This is a genomic window from Streptomyces oryzae (assembly GCF_017676365.1).
In the GTDB taxonomy this organism is placed as follows: Bacteria; Actinomycetota; Actinomycetes; order Streptomycetales; family Streptomycetaceae; genus Streptomyces; species Streptomyces oryzae.
In genome coordinates, this window is the sequence record NZ_JADKMA010000011.1 from 35,648 (window position 1) to 50,564 (window position 14,917).

Below are 14,917 nucleotides of genomic sequence, written 5' to 3' on the forward strand. Positions count from 1 at the left end.
AGCAGACCTCCCAAGCACAGCACAGCAGTGGAGGGACGCGCCCCGTCAGGGGCGCGGGGAACTGCGCGACAAGCCACGACGTGCCCGCAGTCCGCGTGCCTCGGACAGGGGCATCCCCTTGCCGGAGCGGCGGTAGGGGACGGAAGCCATCACACCCGGTCGATGGCGGTCACCACGACGGCGACCGTCACCGTGCCGGAGGCACCCAGCGCGGAGCGCGCTGCGGCAGCGGCGGCCCGCGCGGTGTCCAGGGCGCGGTGGGTGGGGGAGAGCCCCAGTTGCAGTAGGACGTGACAGCGGCGGTCCGTCGCCGGGTCACCCTCGATCCGGACGGCGGCGACGGCCGGCCCCGCGGCGACGCGGGAGAGGGCCGGTCCTGGCAAGGGGGCGAGCCGGGCCACGCCCTCCACGGCGAGCACGGCGCGGGAGACCCGGTCGGCCGCGCCGTGGTGGGCAGCGCCGGCTGATCCGGAAGCCCCCGTCTCGGACACCTCCTCGGAGCCGGCCGCAGGCTCGGAGGCCGGTCCGTCAGGACCCGCGTCCACCAGCTCGGTGACCCGCAGATCCACGTTCTCCAGCGGAAGCCCCAGCTCGCGCTCGGCGGCAGCCAGCAGCGCGTCCCGTACCTCCTGCGCGGCGGCGGGCACCGGCCGGTCGGCGGGGGCCGACAGTTCGGCGGTCAGCGTCAGCGGGCCGGGCGACATGGCGCTGGGCGGTGGCGGGACGGCGGGTTCGGCGGCGGTCCGCGGACTGGCGAGCTCCACCCGCACAGCGCTCAGCCGTACGCCGGGCACCGACCGCACCGACCGGTCGAGTACGGCGATGGCCGCCTCCTCCGTCACCCAGGCACCGTCCGACGCCTCGCCCAGCGGCAGGAGCCGCCCCAGACCGATCTGCCGACGTACCGCGTGGGTCAGCCGTTCCGCCGTCATGGCGTGCACTTCCCTTCGCTTTCGCTGCCGTCGCCGCAAGTCGCCGCAAGGAGAACCTTCCGCGTCGGCGGCATCCCCTCGCGCACCGCACGGCGTACGGGGAGTGCGGTCACCCGATCGGCGGCGCGCGCCGGTTCTGCGCGCGCGGTGCGCCCCGGGCCGTGCTTACGGTGAGCAGCGGAGCGGCAGGCCGCTTCGAACCTCCGAAAGGGGCGCAGAGATGTCCGACACCAGTACGTCCGCCCGCTCCGGCACCCCCACGGCGAGCACGGCCAACCAGCCGGCCGGTGGCGCGACCCAGCAGCCGCGCAGGCCGGGCGGGCTGGCACCGGCGGGCTCCCGCGGCCGCACCACCATCGCCGACGGAGTGGTCGAGAAGATCGCGGGCATGGCGGCCCGCGACGTGGTCGGCGTCCATGCGATGGGCGGCGGCATGGCACGCACGCTCGGTGCCGTCCGTGACCGGGTGCCCGGCGGCGGGCGCTCCGTCACCCGCGGCGTCAAGGCCGAGGTCGGCGAGGTGCAGACGGCGCTAGACCTGGAGATCGTCATCGACTACGGCGTATCGATCTCCGATGTGGCCCGCTCCGTGCGGGAGAACGTGATCTCGGCCGTGGAGCGGATGACGAGCCTCGAGGTGGTCGAGGTCAACATCGCGGTGAGCGACGTCAAGCTGCCGGACGAGGAGGACGAGGAAGAAGAGGAACAGGAACGGCCCCGCCTGCAATGAGCCCGCTTGCAATGAGCATGTGCAGTGAGCAGCGCGGAGCGGTGAGCGTGGGCGACGGCCCTGGCGGAATGATCGCGCGCCGGGCGCCCTGCCGCGGTGCCGAGCGAAGGAGCGCACGATGAGCATGGCCTTTGTCGGCTTGATCGCCGGCCTGGCGCTGGGTTTCGCCGGGTACTTCGGCGGCTTCGGGGCCTTCGTGGTGGTGGCGGCGCTGGGGGCCATCGGCTTCCTGGTGGGCAGGTTCATGAACGGTGACCTGGACGCGGGCGAGTTCTTCCGCGGCCGGGACAGCGAGCGCCGCAGGTGACTCCGTGACGGACGTGCAGGTTTCCGCGGGCGAGCGCGGGGCGACCCGGATCGCCGACCGCGTGGTCGCCAAGGTCGCGGCGCAGGCGGCACGGGAGGCGCTGCGCCGGGCCCGGGAAGGGGGCGGGAAAGGGACCGGGGAAGCCGGAAAAGGGGACGGCCGGCCGGCGGGCGGTCCGCCGGTGAGCCGGCCCGTGCGCCGTACGTCGGTCACCGTGCGGGAGCGGACGGCACGGGTCCGGCTCGGGCTCGAGCTGGGCTACCCCTCGGACATCGGCGCGCAGTGCGGTGCCGTGCGCCGGCGCGTCATCTCGCGGGTGGGCGAACTGGTGGGCATGGACGTACCGGATGTGGCCGTCGAGATCGAGCGGCTGCACTCGGCGCAGCTGAAGGGCGACGGCTCGGGGAGGGTGAAGTGACCCGCGAAGGCGACACCGGCGAACCCCGCCCGGCCGCGCGGAACCAGGGGCAGGGGCAGGGCCGGGGTGCGGGCGCCACGATGGAGAAGCCTCCCCGTGCCCCTGAGCCCCCCGGGGCTTCCGAGCCGCCGGAGCCGCCCGCACCCGGGCACCCGGGCTCGGAGGAGGCGCCTCCCGGCGCGGCGGACGGCGGGCCGGGCGCGGGTGAGGGAAAGGCGGGGCGGTTCTGGTCGGTGCGCAGAGCACCGGCCGGCATCGTCGCACTGCTGCTGTTCGCCGGGATCGGCGTGCTGCTCTACGACGTGGCTTCCGTACGCGCCGGCCGTTCCGGCATGGCCTGGCGGCGCACCCTCACCGACGAGCTGGCCGGACGACGCCTCGACGATGCCTATCTGCTGGCGGGCGCCGCGGTGGTCGCCGCTCTCGGGCTGTGGCTGCTGGTGCTGGCGCTCACTCCGGGGAAGCGGTCACTGCTGGCGATGCGGCCGGACATTCCGCAGGTGCGCGCCGGACTGGAACGGTCGGCCGCGGCGCTGGTGCTGCGCGACCGGGCGATGGAGATCTCGGGCGTGCAGTCGGTACGGGTCACCGTCACCCGCCGCAAGGTCCGCGCCCGGGCGGCAGCGCACTTCCGGGACCTGGAGGAAGTACGCGGCGACCTGGACCGCGTGCTCCGGGAAGGCATCGGAGAGCTGGGCCTGGCCAGGCGGCCGGACCTGTCCGTACACGTACGACGGCCGGCGAAACGACGGTGAGGCGAGGCGATCCTGATGGGGCGAGGGCGATGCTGCGGACCGTGAACCGGGTGCTGACCGCGCTGGTCGGGCTGGCGCTGCTCGCGCTCGGCCTCGCCGTGCTTTTCGCCGGGCTCGACCTGCCACGCCGCTGGGACGTCGGCATGCCGTCCGGCTGGCCGTGGGACCGGCCGAGCGACGTGGTGCTCAGCGATGCCGACCGCACCCGGTGGACCGATGAGGGCTGGTGGTGGCCGGTGGCCATCGCCGTACTGGCTGTGCTGTTCCTGCTGTGTGTGTGGTGGCTGCTGGCGCAGTTGCGGCGGCAGCGGCTGGAGGAGGTGCTGGTCGACAGCCGGGACGGTGAGGGTGCGGTGCTGCGGGGGCGTGCCATGGAGGACGTCATCGGGGCGGAGGCGGAGTCCCAGCCCGGTGTCGACCGGGCGCGGGTGGTGCTGACCGGGCGGCGCCGCCGGCCCCGGGCCCGTATCGGGCTGGTGCTGGCCGCGCACGCCAAGCCGGGGCCCGCCGTGCAGCAGCTCCGCCGGGAGGCCATCGCCCATGCGATGGCCTCGGCCGGGCTGGAGTCCCTCCCGGCCGAGGTCAGAATGCGCACTGCCCGCCACCGCGCTGAGCGCGTGAGCTGACGGCCGCGGAACAGCGCGCGGCGGGCGCCTTGGTCACGCGTGGCGTACCCCTTGGTCAGAGTCCGCGCCCCTTGGTCAGAGGCTGTGCAGCGCTCCGCCGTCGACCGGGAGCATCAGCCCGGTCAGATACGAGGCGGCGGGGGAGAGCGCGAAGGCCGCTGTGCGGCCGAACTCCTCCGGGGTGCCGTAGCGGCGCAGCGGGATGTCGGCCGAGTTGCGCTCGCGGACGGCGTCCGCGTCACCGGAGAGGGAGTCGAGGTACTGCAGCCGCTCGGTGCCGATCCGGCCCGGCAGCAGCCCCAGCACCCGGATTCCGCGCGGGCCGAGCTCGTTGGCGAGGGACTTGGCGAACCCCGCCAGGCCGGGGCGCAGTCCGTTGGAGAGGGTCAGCCCGGGGATCGGCTCGCGTACGGAGCCGGAGAGCACGAAGCCGATCACCCCGCCCTCGCCCAGCTCGCCCGCCGCCGCGCGCGCCAGCCGTACGGCACCGAGGAACACACTGTCGAAGGCCGTCTGCCACTGCTCGTCGGTGAGCTGGTCCGCCGGCACACCTGCCTGCGGGCCGCCGACGCTGATGAGCATCCCGTCGAACCGTCCGAACCGCTCCCGGGCCGCCGCGATCACCCGCGCCGGGGTCTGCGGGTCGGCGTTGTCGGCTGCCACCCCCAGCGCCCGGCCTTCGGCCCCCGACGCCTCCACCCCGAGCTGTGCCGCCGCTTCCTCGGCCGACTTCTCCGACCGGCCGGTCACGACGACGCGCGCACCCTCGGCGAGCAGTTGAGCAGCCGTGGCGAACCCGAGCCCCCGGGTTCCACCGGTGATGACATAGACGCGCTCTGATAGTCCAAGGTCCATGCGAGCAGTGTGCCTGACGGCCGCAGGTGTGGTGGCCGGGGTGCCCGCTTCTTCCTCCCCTGGCTCCGCCCCTGGCCGGAGGCCGGGAGCGGAGAGTCAGGCGGCCTCCGCCACGACGTCCGGCGACCGCCGCCGCTCCGCGGCCTCGCGGCGTACGAGGACGACCCAGCCGACCGGCACCGCGGCGGTGAACAGCCACCACTGGACGGCGTAGGCCATGTGCGGGCCGATGCCGCTGTGGTCGGGCTCGGGCAGCACCGCCGGCTGTTTGTCCGAGGGTTTCGGGGAGGTCTTGGTCAGCTGGACGAAGCCGCCCAGCAGCGGGCGGCCCACCTCCTTGGCCTGCTTGTGGCTGTTGATCAGCATGACCTGGCGGTCGGGCAGCCCCTTGGTGTCCTTGATACCGCTGGCCTCGGTCGTCTCGTCCGGCATCATCCGGCCGGCGACATTGACCCGGCCCTTCGGCGGCGCGGGCACCTTGGGGAAGGCGGTCAGATCGCGGTCGGCGCGGATCCAGCCGCGGTTGACCAGGACTGCGGAGCCGTTGTCGAGGACGAGCGGGGTGACGACGAAATAGCCGATGGTGTCGCGGTCCGGGCCGGTGCGGTGCCGGACGACCACCTCGTGCGCGGTGTCGTACGTCCCCCGCGCGGTGACCGTACGGAACTTGTCGTCGTCGGCGGGCTCGCGGCCCTTGCCGGTCAGCTCCGTGACCGGCACGGTGGGTGCCGCCAGGCTCGCGGCCACTTCCTCGTTGCGCGCCACCCGGCTCTCATGGCGGTGCAGCTGCCAGAAGCCCAGCTTGATCATGGTGGGGATCAGCACGAGGCCGAGCAGGGTGAGGATCACCCACTGCCGGGACAACAGGAAGCGGTACACGCCTACCGACGGTACCCCGCGCCCGTCAGCCCTCCGGCGCGGGGGCCACGTCCTGGAGGAGCTGGGTGAAGGCCGCCTCGTCGATCACCGGCGTGCCGAAGCTGCGGGCTTTGACCACCTTCGAGGTGGGGGAGTCCGGGTCGTTGGTGACCAGCAGGCTGGTGAGCCGTGAGACGCTGCTCGCGATGTGCAGCCCCGCCTCGATGGCGCGGTCCTCCAGCAGCTCCCGGTCCACAGAGGTGTCACCGGAGATGGCCACCCGCATCCCCTGCACCAGCCGCCCCTCCGGTTCGTACCGGCCCGGGTTCGGATACGGGCAGGCCGGGCGCTTGCGCGAGGGGCGCCAGGTGCCGTACCCGCGGCCGTAGGAGGGGTATCCGGAACCGGCACCGCCCCCGGCACGGCGCGGCACCACGGCGTCGGACCACTCGGTGAGCGGCTGGCACGCCAGCAGCGGCAGCCGCACCTGCTGCCGCGCCGCCAGATGGAGGCTGGGCCGGAACGCCTCGGCCAGCACCCGTGCGTCGTCCAGCGCGTGGTGCGCCCGCTGCTGGACCACGCCGTAGTGCGCGGCGAGGGATTCCAGCTTGTGGTTGGGCAGCGGCAGCGAAAGCTCCTTGGACAGCGCGATGGTGCACAGCCGCTGGCGCACCGGAGCCTCGCGCTTGGCTCTCGCGTACTCCCGGGCGATCATCGACCAGTCGAAGATGGCGTTGTGCGCGACCAGCACCCGGCCGGCCAGCCGGGCGGCGAACTCCTCGGCGATCTCCTCGAAGAGCGGCGCGTCGGCCAGCGCTTCAGCCGTCAGCCCGTGGATCCACGTGGGGCCGGGATCGCGCTGCGGATTGACGGGTGTGTACCAGTGGTCCTGGACCTCGCCGCGTGCGTCCAGGCGGTAGACGGCGGCGGACACTATCCGGTCGTCCCGCGCGAGGCCCGTGGTCTCCACGTCCACCACCGCGTAGCCGTCCGGATATCCGGCCGGCCAGCTGAGCGGCGGCCGGCCTTCGGCGGCGGGCTGCGCGGGGATGCGCGTGGACGAGGCGTCCGTGCGTGCCGTCTGGTCATCGAGCATGGTCACAGAGAATACGGGTCGGTACTGACAGCGCTCCGCAGCAGCCGCCGCGGAAGCCTCAAACCTCCAACTGCGCGGGCGAATCGGGCGCCTTGAGCAGCCCGTCCACCAGTGCCCGTATCGTCGCTTCGAACACTTTCCCGGCGTCCGGCGGTGTGGCGAGCGCGCGCACCAGCGCCGCGTCGTCCGTCTCCTCGTCGTCCTTCCACAGCTCCGGTTCGCCGGGGGACTGCACAGGAGCCCGCTCCCGGTTGCGTTCGACCAGGACGTGACCGACGACCGAGAACTGCACGGCGCGCACCGCCTCCGCCGCGCGCGCCCCGCGCAGCCCTGCGGCGTGCGCCTCCTTGGCCAGCGCCCGCTGCGCGGAGAGGAACATCCGTTCCGTCAGGCCCCGTTCGTGGACCATCGCGATCAGCTGCGGCCGCTCCCGCAGTTCACGCCGCAGGGTGCGGGCGATGGAGACCATGCGGGCCTGCGGCGTACGGCCGCGCGCCCGGATCTCGCCCAACTCCCGCACAGTGCGCTCCACAAGGGCCTCCAGGAGCGACTCGCGGTTGCCCACATGCCAGTAGATGGAGGTCACCGCGGTGCCGATTTCGGCGGCGAGCCTGCGCATGGTGAGCGCCTGCGGACCGTGCTGCTGCACGAGAGACGCGGCGGCGTCCAGCACCGCTTCGCGTGTGAGGCTCGGCATGGTCCTCCATTCCGGTCCGTGCATGTCTCTTCACCCTTCGCGGAGTCTGCTGTAACGGTGTTACAGACACAAGCGGCAGCGCTGTCCGTGCGCTGCCCGGTGTGCTGTGTCCCTTGGAGGTGTCGCAAATGGCACGTGTCCGGTACGGCCCGCGCGACGAGAACGAGCTCCACAGGGCGAGAGAGGCCGGCGCCGAGCTCCCCGACATCTGGTCCACCGGCGTGCTGGCCGTCTGGGAGACCGACCCTGATGCGGTGGCCGCCGTTCTCCCCCCGCCCCTCGGACCCGCCGAACGCCCCCTGGCGCGGGCCAACATCAGCCAGGTGGAGCTGCCCGGCTGTCCGCTGGGTGCGGGCTCCGTCGCGGTGGCAGCACGCCACGGGGACGCGGAGGGCTGGTATCCGCTGGTGATGCCGATGACCCATGAGCGCGCCCTGATCGCAGGACGCGAGGTCTTCGGCGAGCCCAAGAAGCTCGGAGAGGTGTCGGTGGAGCGCGGTCCCGGCGGCGCGCTCCGGGCCCGGCTGGCACGGCACGGCATCACCTTCGTGGAGGTCACCGGCACGGCCGGCCCGGTGCTGCCGGTTCCGGAGCCCGCCGAGAAGCTGGACTTCTACTTCAAGTTCCTGCCGGGTGTGGACGGCACCGGTTTCGACGTCGACCCGGTGCTGGTGCACTGTCTGCGCCGCGAGAAAGTGCGTGCCCTGCAGACCGTCACCGGCCAGGTCGTCCTGCGCGAGTCACCGTACGACCCGGTGGCCGATCTGCCGGTACACCGCCTGGTGGAGATCACGCTGGGCGAGAAGACCAGCGACCAGCGCGGCCGGGTCGCAGCGCGCGTGCAGGCCTCGGACCTGCTGCCGTATGTACATCAGCGGTACGACGACATCGCGCAGACGCTCGACGCACCGCCGCCGCCCCGGGCCTCCGGCTCCGCCACCCGGGAAGGGAGCGTCTGATGCGGCTGCACGCGGGTCAGACCGCCGTCGTCACCGGTGCCGCCGGCGGTATCGGCCTCGCACTGGCCCGCCGGTTCGCCGCCGAGGGGCTGCAGGTCGTGCTCGCCGACGTGGAGCGCGGTCCGCTGGAGAAGGCAGCCGGTGAACTGCGCGCGGACGGGGCGCGGGTGCTGGCGCACGTCACCGACGTCGGCGAGCCGGACTCCGTCGAGGCGCTGGCCGAGGCGGCCTGGGAGGCGTTCGGCGCCGTCCATGTGCTCTGCAACAACGCGGGGGTCGGCTCCGGGGCCGAGGGCCGGATGTGGGAGCACGAACTCAACGACTGGAAGTGGGCGTTCGCCGTCAATGTCTGGGGTGTCTTCCATGGAATCCGCGCCTTCGTCCCCCGCATGCTGGAGTCCGGCGAGCCCGGTCACGTCGTCAACACCTCATCGAGTGACGGCGGGATCGCGCCACTGCCGACGGCTTCCGTCTACGCGGTGACCAAGTCCGCCGTGGTCACCATGACCGAGTCGCTCTACGCCCACCTGCGCGCCGAGTCCGCCCGGGTCGGCGCCTCGGTGCTCTTTCCCGGCCCGCACATGCTGCGTACGGGCCTGTGGGAGTCGTACCGTAACCGCCCGGCGCGCTACGCCAAGGCCCGGCCGCGCAAGACCCCCTACCGCACGCTCGACCAGTGGGAGGCGGCCATGCGTGAATCCGGCCATGAGGTGCGCTTCACCCCCGTCGAGGACGTCGCGGAACTCGTCGTGACGGGCATCCGGAACGACAGCTTCTGGATGCTCCCTCCCAGCGAGCACAGCGACGCCCAGATCCGTGCCCGCGCCCGTTCCATGCTGGAGCGGGCCGACCCGGACTACCTGGAGAGCTTCGTACTGGAATAGGGAGGGCCCCAGCCGTGCAGGCGTCCCAAGACACCCCGTACCTGATCATCTCCTCCGACTGCCACGCCGGGCTGCCCACCGAGCAGTACCGGCCGTATCTGGAGAGCAAGTTCCACCGGGAGTTCGACGACTTCCTGGCCCAGCGCGACGCGCGGATCGAGGAGTCCACCCGCCTCGGCATCCGCAACGAGACGTTCGCCCGTAAGTGGTTCGAGGACAACGAGGAAGGGCTGCGCGGCGGCTGGGACGCGGCGCAGCGCGTCAAGGAGCTGGACGGCGACGGGGTGGCCGGCGAGGTGGTCTTCCCGGACGCCGACGCCGTCGACAGCGGCACCGCGGCCCCCTTCGGTGTCGGCCTGGGTCTGAGCGGCGACCAGGACCCGCAGCTGGGCATGGCCGGAGCCCGGGCGCACAACCGCTGGCTGGCCGACTTCTGCTCCACCCACCCGGAACGGCACTGCGGTGTCGCCCTGTTACCGGTCACCGGCGAGGTCAATCACGTTGTCGCCGAAATCCACCGCGCGCGAGAATCCGGCCTGGGGGCCCTGATGATCCCCTCCATGTGGGCCGGCAAAGCCCCTTATCACGACCGCCGTTACGACCCGGTCTGGGCTGCGGCCGCGGAGACGGCCATGCCGGTCGTCACTCATTCGGGTGCGGCGCCCCGCCACGAGTACGGCGACCACCTGGGCATCTACGTCAGCGAAGTCACCTGGTGGCCCGCGCGCCCGCTCTGGTTCCTGCTGTGGTCGGGCGTGTTCGAGCGGCACCCGGGGCTGCGGTTCGGCGTCGCGGAGTCCGGCTGCTGGTGGCTGCCCAATCTGCTGTGGTTCATGGACCGGCTCTATCTTGGCGCGCACGGCGGCAAGAAGCTCTCGCCGTTCGCCGAGCTCAAGCGCCCGCCGCACGCGTATCTGGACCGGCAGATCTTCGTCTGCGCCACCAACACCAAGCGCCGCGAGCTGGCCCAGCGCTATGAGATCGGCGTCGACAACATCCTGTGGGGCAGCGACTTCCCGCACCCCGAGGGCACCTGGCCCCGCACCCGGGAGTGGCTGCGCGACACCTTCCACGACATCCCCGTGGCCGAGACCCGCCGGATGCTGGGCCAGGCGGCGGCCGAGGTGTTCGGCTTCGACACCGCGGCCCTCGCGCCGCTCGCCCGCCGGATCGGCCCCACCCCGGCCGAGCTGGGCCAGCCCGCCGACCAGCGGCCGGTGGAGGAGTCCTGGCGCCGCGCCCGCGAGACGGGCCGCCACTGGCTGACCGGGGGCGACTTCCCGTACGTGGGGAGGGAGATATGACCGACCCCACCGACCCCACCGAGCACACCGGCCCCACCGAGCGCTACACCGTCATCTCCGCCGACTGCCACGCCGGCGCCGATCTGCTCGACTACAAGCCCTACCTCCCCCGGCGCTTTCACGACGACTTCGACGCCTGGGCGGCCGATTACGTCAACCCGTACGAGGATCTGCTCGCCGACACCGCGGACCGCAACTGGAACTCCGGGCGGCGGCTGGCAGAGATGGAGGCGGACGGCATCGTCGCCGAGGTCGTCTTCCCCAACACCATCCCGCCGTTCTTCCCTTCCGCCTCACTGATGGCGCCCGTCCCCACGCGGGAGGAGCTGGACCGGCGCTGGGCGGGCCTGCGGGCCCACAACCGCTGGCTCGCCGACTTCTGCGCCCGGACGCCGGGACGGCGCGCCGGCGTCGCCCAGATCCTGCTCAACGATGTCGAGGAGGCTGTACGCGAGGTACGCAGGACCCGCGAGGCCGGACTGACGGGTGGCGTGCTGCTGCCGGGCGTACCGCCCGGTTCCGGTATCCCCGAGCTGTACTCGGAGGTCTACGACCCGCTGTGGGCCGTCTGCGCGGAGCTGGATGTTCCGGTCAATCACCACGGTGGCTCCGCCTCTCCGCCGCTGGGCGACGAGCCCGCGGCACGTGCCGTCTTCATGGTGGAGACGACCTGGTTCTCGCACCGTGCCCTGTGGCACCTGATCTTCGGCGGGGCCTTCCGCCGCCATCCCTCACTGCGGCTGGTGCTGACCGAACAGGGGTCCGGCTGGATCCCCGGCGTGCTGGAGATGCTGGACTACTACCACGAGCGGCTGGTCTCCGCTGCCGGCCGGTCGGCAGTCACCGCAGAGTCCAAGTTCGGCGCGGGCCTGGCCGAGGCCATGGGGCAGCGCCCCAGCGCGGTATGGCGCGGGAACTGCTATGTCGGGGCCAGCTTCATGCGGCCGCACGAGGTGCCGCTGCGGGAGCGCATCGGCCGCGACAAGATCATGTGGGGCAGCGACTATCCCCATGACGAGGGCACCCAGCCCTATTCGCGGGAGGGGCTGCGGATCGCCTTCGCGGGGCTGCCGCGGCAGGAGATCGCCGCCATGGTGGGCGGTAACGCGGCCCGCGTCTACGGGTTCGACCTGGGGCTCCTGGACCCGATCGCCGCCCGGGTCGGCCCCACGGTCGCCGAGATCGCCGAGCCGCTGACCCGGGTCCCGGACGGCGCCACCAGCCCGGCCTTCGCCCCGGGAGGGAGCGTGCGGGTGTGGTGAGGCGAAAAATTCATACCGACCGGTAACCACCTCTGGTCCGGGGCCCGCTGCTGCCTTACCTTGCTGACATGCCGTCTAGTCTGCCCGATGTCGTCCTGTGGTCCATCCCCGCCTTCGTCCTGCTCACCGTCCTGGAGATGGTGAGCTACCGGCTGCATCCGGACGAGGATTCCGCCGGATACGAGGTGAAGGACGCCGCGACCAGCATCACCATGGGGCTCGGCAGCCTGGTGTTCGACGCGCTGTGGAAGATACCGATCGTCGCGATCTACGCGGCGGTCTACGAACTCACCCCGCTGCGCGTGCCGATTCTCTGGTGGACCCTGCCCCTGATGCTGCTCGCGCAGGACTTCTTCTACTACTGGTCGCACCGCGGCCACCACGTGATCCGCATTCTGTGGGCCTGCCACGTCGTGCACCACTCCAGCGAGAAGTTCAACCTCACCACCGCGCTGCGCCAGCCGTGGACGACGTGGACCGTGTGGCCGTTCTACGTCCCGATGATCGCCTGCGGCGTCCACCCGGCGGCCATCGCGTTCTGCTCCTCGGTGAACCTCGTCTATCAGTTCTGGATCCACACCGAGCGGATCGGAAAGCTGCCCCGGCCCGTCGAGTTCGTCTTCAACACGCCGTCCCACCACCGGGTGCACCACGCGTCCCAGGGCGGCTACCTGGACCGTAACTTCGGCGGCATCCTGATCGTCTGGGACCGGCTCTTCGGCTCCTTCGTCCCGGAGACCGACGCCTGTGTCTACGGGCTGACGAAGAACATCCACACCTACAACCCGCTGCGCGTCGCCACCCACGAGTACGCGGCCATCGCCCGCGACCTCCGCGCGGCACACAGCTGGCGCGAGCGCGCGGGCCGCGTCCTCCGCGGCCCGGGGTGGCAGCCGGCGACGCAGGAAGGGCCGGACCGCGAAATGCGGCCCAGCCCTTCACAGCAGCTGCCCTAAGGGCCGGCAGCCCGCGGACGGCGGGCAGGGGCAGCCCTCACAGCCGGGCGGCTGTCACTTCGTGACGGCCGCCAGCGCGTCCACGAGCCCGTGCCCGTAGAAGCTGTTGTTGCCCTTCACACCAGTGCACTTCGCCGCGTAGGTGCCCTTGCCGTCCGGGTCGAACTTCGCCGGGCACGGCAGCGTCTGCGCCTGCGCCTTCAGCAGCCAGGAGATCTCCTGGGCGCTGGAGTCGCGGTGCTTGCTCTTGAGCAGCGCGGCCACGCCCGCGACCTGCGGCCCGGCCATCGAGGTGCCCTGGAGGTAGGCGTACTCGCCGTTCGGCATGGTGGACAGCACGCCGCCGTCCTTGGCGGGCTCCTCCGGCGTCTGGAACGCCCGGTCACCACCTGGGGCGGTGACGTCGATCTGGTTCCTGCCGTAGTTGGAGTAGTACGATTTCAGGTTCTCCGGGCCGCTCGCTGAGACGGAGGTGGCGCCCTTCAGCATGGTCGGCACGTCCGGGCAGGTGGCCGGATCGATGGTGCGCTCGACCGGAGTGCCGTCGTCCGGGCTGGTGTCGTCCACGATCTCCGAGGCCGCCAGGTCGTGCGAGGAGTTGCCCGCCGAGCTGACGGTGGTGACGCCCTTGCCCTGCGCGTACCTGATGGCGCGCTGCACCGACTCGGCGATGGCCTTCTGGTCGGCCTGGTCGTCGCAGTTGTAGAGCCACGGGTCCACGTAGTAGCTGTTGTTGGTGACCTCGATGCCGTGGTCGGCCGCGTAGACCATCGCGCAGACGACGGCCTCGCTGTAGAACAGCGCGGTCTCCGGCTCGCTCACCTTGAGGGAGGCGACCTTCACCCCGGGCGCGGTGCCCGCGATGCCGACACCATTGCGCGGGGCGGCGATGATGCCCGCGACGTGCGTGCCGTGGTAGTCCTCGTCCGGGTTGTACGGCCGCCAGGCGCCGGGCGTGGTGTCCGCCTTGCCGCCGACACAGTTCGCCGACTGCTTCGCGGAGAAGTTGGCCTTCAGGTCCGGATGGGTGTCGTCCACGCCGGTGTCGATGACGCCGACGGTGACCTTCCTGCTGCCCTCGTCGACCTTGGCGGCCTTGTCCGCCTTGATGGCCCGCTTGTCCCACTGGAGCGATTCCAGCGGCTCCTGCTCCTTGGCCTTCGCCTTCGCCAGCGCCGACTTCGCCTTCGGCTCCTTGACGAAGTGCGGCTTGCCCACCTCGGTGGTGGTGGCAGCCTTCAGCGGGGCTGTACGGGTGGCGCCCGCCGAGTCGACGCCGTCCACCGCGCGCATCGTCTCGCCGAACTCCGGATTGCTGGAGTGCGCGACGATGACGCCTATTTTCTTGTACGTGGCGACGATCTTGCCGTCAGCCTCGCGTATTTCGTTCTTGACCCGTTCGACGGTTCTGCCGTCGGTTCCGGTGTTGACGATGTAGCTCAGCTTCTCGCCGGCCTTCGCCTTGGGCGCGGCGGCAGCGGCTTGCCCGGTGGTCTGGGCGTTGGCGGCAGCCGCTCCGGCCAGGCCGAGGGTGGCGGTCAGTACCAGTCCCAACGGCACCGCGAGAGCGCGCCGCCGTCTGGATGGTCTCGAATCCATGGGGTCTCCATGTCGTCTGAAGTTGTCTACAGACGACGGAAGTTATCCCTGAGGGCCAGGTAACTGCAATGGATTGATGAAGAAAGTCCGAAGGCCGTGCGCAACCGTGATCGGTCTTTTCCGTTTCAACTACCGACCCCTGTTGTGCGGGCGGAGCACGATCTACGATGCGCGGACTGTGCGTCCATTGAGACGTGGGTCACACTTTCAGTCCGTACCGTCCCCCATCACGTTCCTCACGTTCCGTCTGGAGTCACTGTGGACACCGCCCCCGAGCACGCGAGTTCCGGCCCACCGGGGCCCCGGGACTACACGGACGTGCAGCACAGCGCCGAGTTCGGAGAACTGCGGCGCGGCTACCGTTCGTTCGTCTTCCCGCTCACCGTCGGCTTCATCGTCTGGTACCTGCTCTATGTCCTGCTGTCCAACTACGCGGGCGGCTTCATGGGCACCGAGGTCGTCGGCAACATCAACATCGCCTTCGTCTTCGGACTCGCCCAGTTCCTGACGACCTTCCTGATCGCCTGGTGGTACTCGCGGTTCGCCGCCGCGAAGCTCGACCCCAGGGCTGAGGCGCTCAAGAAGCGGCTGGACGCGGAGAACCTCCAGCGGGCCGCCGGCGGAGGGATCGGCCACCAGGCCGACGGCCTCGGCAAGGACAAGGGCGAGCTCGCCGGTC

16 protein-coding genes and 1 pseudogene are annotated in these 14,917 nt (G+C 71.5%); 11 read left to right on the forward strand and 6 right to left on the reverse strand.

The window, feature by feature from the left end; all coding sequences use genetic code 11:
- Positions 1–149: 149 nt before the first annotated feature.
- Positions 150–932, reverse strand: a complete 783-nt coding sequence (locus ITI46_RS03950) for a hypothetical protein (RefSeq protein WP_209237954.1) — start codon at positions 930–932, stop codon at positions 150–152.
- Between the two features lie 220 nt (positions 933–1,152).
- On the opposite strand from ITI46_RS03950, the gene ITI46_RS03955 reads away from it, so the two are divergent.
- From ITI46_RS03955 to amaP, 5 genes are all read left to right on the forward strand, one after another.
- Positions 1,153–1,662 (forward strand): Asp23/Gls24 family envelope stress response protein, encoded by a 510-nt coding sequence (locus tag ITI46_RS03955; RefSeq protein ID WP_209237955.1) that lies wholly within the window; start codon positions 1,153–1,155, stop codon positions 1,660–1,662.
- Between the two features lie 118 nt (positions 1,663–1,780).
- Positions 1,781–1,969 carry a hypothetical protein gene (locus ITI46_RS03960; protein WP_209237956.1) on the forward strand — a complete coding sequence of 63 codons (189 nt, stop codon included), beginning with the start codon at positions 1,781–1,783 and terminating at the stop codon, positions 1,967–1,969.
- A gap of 4 nt (positions 1,970–1,973) precedes the next feature.
- Entirely contained in the window at positions 1,974–2,387 is a 414-nt protein-coding gene (locus tag ITI46_RS03965) for an Asp23/Gls24 family envelope stress response protein (protein WP_209237957.1), read from the forward strand.
- A complete protein-coding gene (locus ITI46_RS03970) occupies positions 2,384–3,142 on the forward strand; it encodes a DUF6286 domain-containing protein (RefSeq protein ID WP_307808050.1) in 759 nt (252 codons plus the stop codon). Before ITI46_RS03965 ends, ITI46_RS03970 begins: the two co-directional genes overlap by 4 nt.
- Positions 3,143–3,171: 29 nt before the next feature.
- Positions 3,172–3,768 carry an alkaline shock response membrane anchor protein AmaP gene (gene amaP, locus ITI46_RS03975; RefSeq protein WP_209237958.1) on the forward strand — a complete coding sequence of 199 codons (597 nt, stop codon included), beginning with the start codon at positions 3,172–3,174 and terminating at the stop codon, positions 3,766–3,768.
- 75 nt (positions 3,769–3,843) lie between these two features.
- Here amaP and ITI46_RS03980 read toward each other — a convergent pair whose 3' ends face one another.
- From ITI46_RS03980 to ITI46_RS03995, 4 genes are all read right to left on the reverse strand, one after another.
- Positions 3,844–4,623 (reverse strand): SDR family oxidoreductase, encoded by a 780-nt coding sequence (locus ITI46_RS03980; protein WP_209237959.1) that lies wholly within the window; start codon positions 4,621–4,623, stop codon positions 3,844–3,846.
- Between the two features lie 96 nt (positions 4,624–4,719).
- A complete protein-coding gene (locus tag ITI46_RS03985) occupies positions 4,720–5,502 on the reverse strand; it encodes an SURF1 family cytochrome oxidase biogenesis protein (protein ID WP_209237960.1) in 783 nt (260 codons plus the stop codon).
- A 25-nt stretch (positions 5,503–5,527) separates the two neighbouring features.
- On the reverse strand, positions 5,528–6,577 hold the full coding sequence (locus ITI46_RS03990) for a DEDDh family exonuclease (protein WP_209237961.1): 1,050 nt from the start codon (positions 6,575–6,577) through the stop codon (positions 5,528–5,530).
- Between the two features lie 58 nt (positions 6,578–6,635).
- Entirely contained in the window at positions 6,636–7,274 is a 639-nt protein-coding gene (locus tag ITI46_RS03995) for a TetR/AcrR family transcriptional regulator (protein ID WP_209237962.1), read from the reverse strand.
- Positions 7,275–7,402: 128 nt separating this feature from the next.
- On the opposite strand from ITI46_RS03995, the gene ITI46_RS04000 reads away from it, so the two are divergent.
- The 5 genes from ITI46_RS04000 to ITI46_RS04020 all read left to right on the forward strand — a co-directional run bounded on the left by ITI46_RS04000 (position 7,403) and on the right by ITI46_RS04020 (position 12,639).
- On the forward strand, positions 7,403–8,233 hold the full coding sequence (locus tag ITI46_RS04000; RefSeq protein WP_209237963.1) for an acetoacetate decarboxylase family protein: 831 nt from the start codon (positions 7,403–7,405) through the stop codon (positions 8,231–8,233).
- On the forward strand, positions 8,233–9,117 hold the full coding sequence (locus ITI46_RS04005) for an SDR family NAD(P)-dependent oxidoreductase (RefSeq protein ID WP_209237964.1): 885 nt from the start codon (positions 8,233–8,235) through the stop codon (positions 9,115–9,117). Before ITI46_RS04000 ends, ITI46_RS04005 begins: the two co-directional genes overlap by 1 nt.
- A gap of 14 nt (positions 9,118–9,131) precedes the next feature.
- Positions 9,132–10,421, forward strand: coding sequence for an amidohydrolase family protein (locus ITI46_RS04010; protein WP_209237965.1), 1,290 nt, complete (start codon positions 9,132–9,134; stop codon positions 10,419–10,421).
- Positions 10,418–11,683 (forward strand): amidohydrolase family protein, encoded by a 1,266-nt coding sequence (locus ITI46_RS04015; protein ID WP_209237966.1) that lies wholly within the window; start codon positions 10,418–10,420, stop codon positions 11,681–11,683. Before ITI46_RS04010 ends, ITI46_RS04015 begins: the two co-directional genes overlap by 4 nt.
- Positions 11,684–11,751: 68 nt before the next feature.
- On the forward strand, positions 11,752–12,639 hold the full coding sequence (locus tag ITI46_RS04020) for a sterol desaturase family protein (protein ID WP_209237967.1): 888 nt from the start codon (positions 11,752–11,754) through the stop codon (positions 12,637–12,639).
- Between the two features lie 54 nt (positions 12,640–12,693).
- Here ITI46_RS04020 and ITI46_RS04025 read toward each other — a convergent pair whose 3' ends face one another.
- Complete coding sequence (locus ITI46_RS04025) at positions 12,694–14,238, reverse strand: S8 family peptidase (RefSeq protein ID WP_209237968.1); 1,545 nt, start codon at positions 14,236–14,238, stop codon at positions 12,694–12,696.
- Positions 14,239–14,494: 256 nt separating this feature from the next.
- Here ITI46_RS04025 and ITI46_RS04030 point away from each other — a divergent pair.
- Positions 14,495–14,832 (forward strand): annotated as a pseudogene (locus tag ITI46_RS04030) (DUF485 domain-containing protein); the annotation flags it as partial.
- Positions 14,833–14,917 lie beyond the last annotated feature (85 nt).

Excerpts from the sequence above, each read along its gene's own strand:
- ITI46_RS03950 (WP_209237954.1), bottom strand. The coding sequence starts at position 932 with ATGACGGCGGAACGGCTGACCCACGCGGTACGTCGGCAGATCGGTCTG.
- ITI46_RS03955 (WP_209237955.1), top strand. The coding sequence starts at position 1,153 with ATGTCCGACACCAGTACGTCCGCCCGCTCCGGCACCCCCACGGCGAGC.
- ITI46_RS03960 (WP_209237956.1), top strand. The coding sequence starts at position 1,781 with ATGAGCATGGCCTTTGTCGGCTTGATCGCCGGCCTGGCGCTGGGTTTC.
- amaP (WP_209237958.1), top strand. The coding sequence starts at position 3,172 with ATGCTGCGGACCGTGAACCGGGTGCTGACCGCGCTGGTCGGGCTGGCG.
- ITI46_RS03980 (WP_209237959.1), bottom strand. The coding sequence starts at position 4,623 with ATGGACCTTGGACTATCAGAGCGCGTCTATGTCATCACCGGTGGAACC.
- ITI46_RS03990 (WP_209237961.1), bottom strand. The coding sequence starts at position 6,577 with ATGCTCGATGACCAGACGGCACGCACGGACGCCTCGTCCACGCGCATC.
- ITI46_RS03995 (WP_209237962.1), bottom strand. The coding sequence starts at position 7,274 with ATGCCGAGCCTCACACGCGAAGCGGTGCTGGACGCCGCCGCGTCTCTC.
- ITI46_RS04000 (WP_209237963.1), top strand. The coding sequence starts at position 7,403 with ATGGCACGTGTCCGGTACGGCCCGCGCGACGAGAACGAGCTCCACAGG.
- ITI46_RS04005 (WP_209237964.1), top strand. The coding sequence starts at position 8,233 with ATGCGGCTGCACGCGGGTCAGACCGCCGTCGTCACCGGTGCCGCCGGC.
- ITI46_RS04015 (WP_209237966.1), top strand. The coding sequence starts at position 10,418 with ATGACCGACCCCACCGACCCCACCGAGCACACCGGCCCCACCGAGCGC.
- ITI46_RS04020 (WP_209237967.1), top strand. The coding sequence starts at position 11,752 with ATGCCGTCTAGTCTGCCCGATGTCGTCCTGTGGTCCATCCCCGCCTTC.
- ITI46_RS04025 (WP_209237968.1), bottom strand. The coding sequence starts at position 14,238 with ATGGATTCGAGACCATCCAGACGGCGGCGCGCTCTCGCGGTGCCGTTG.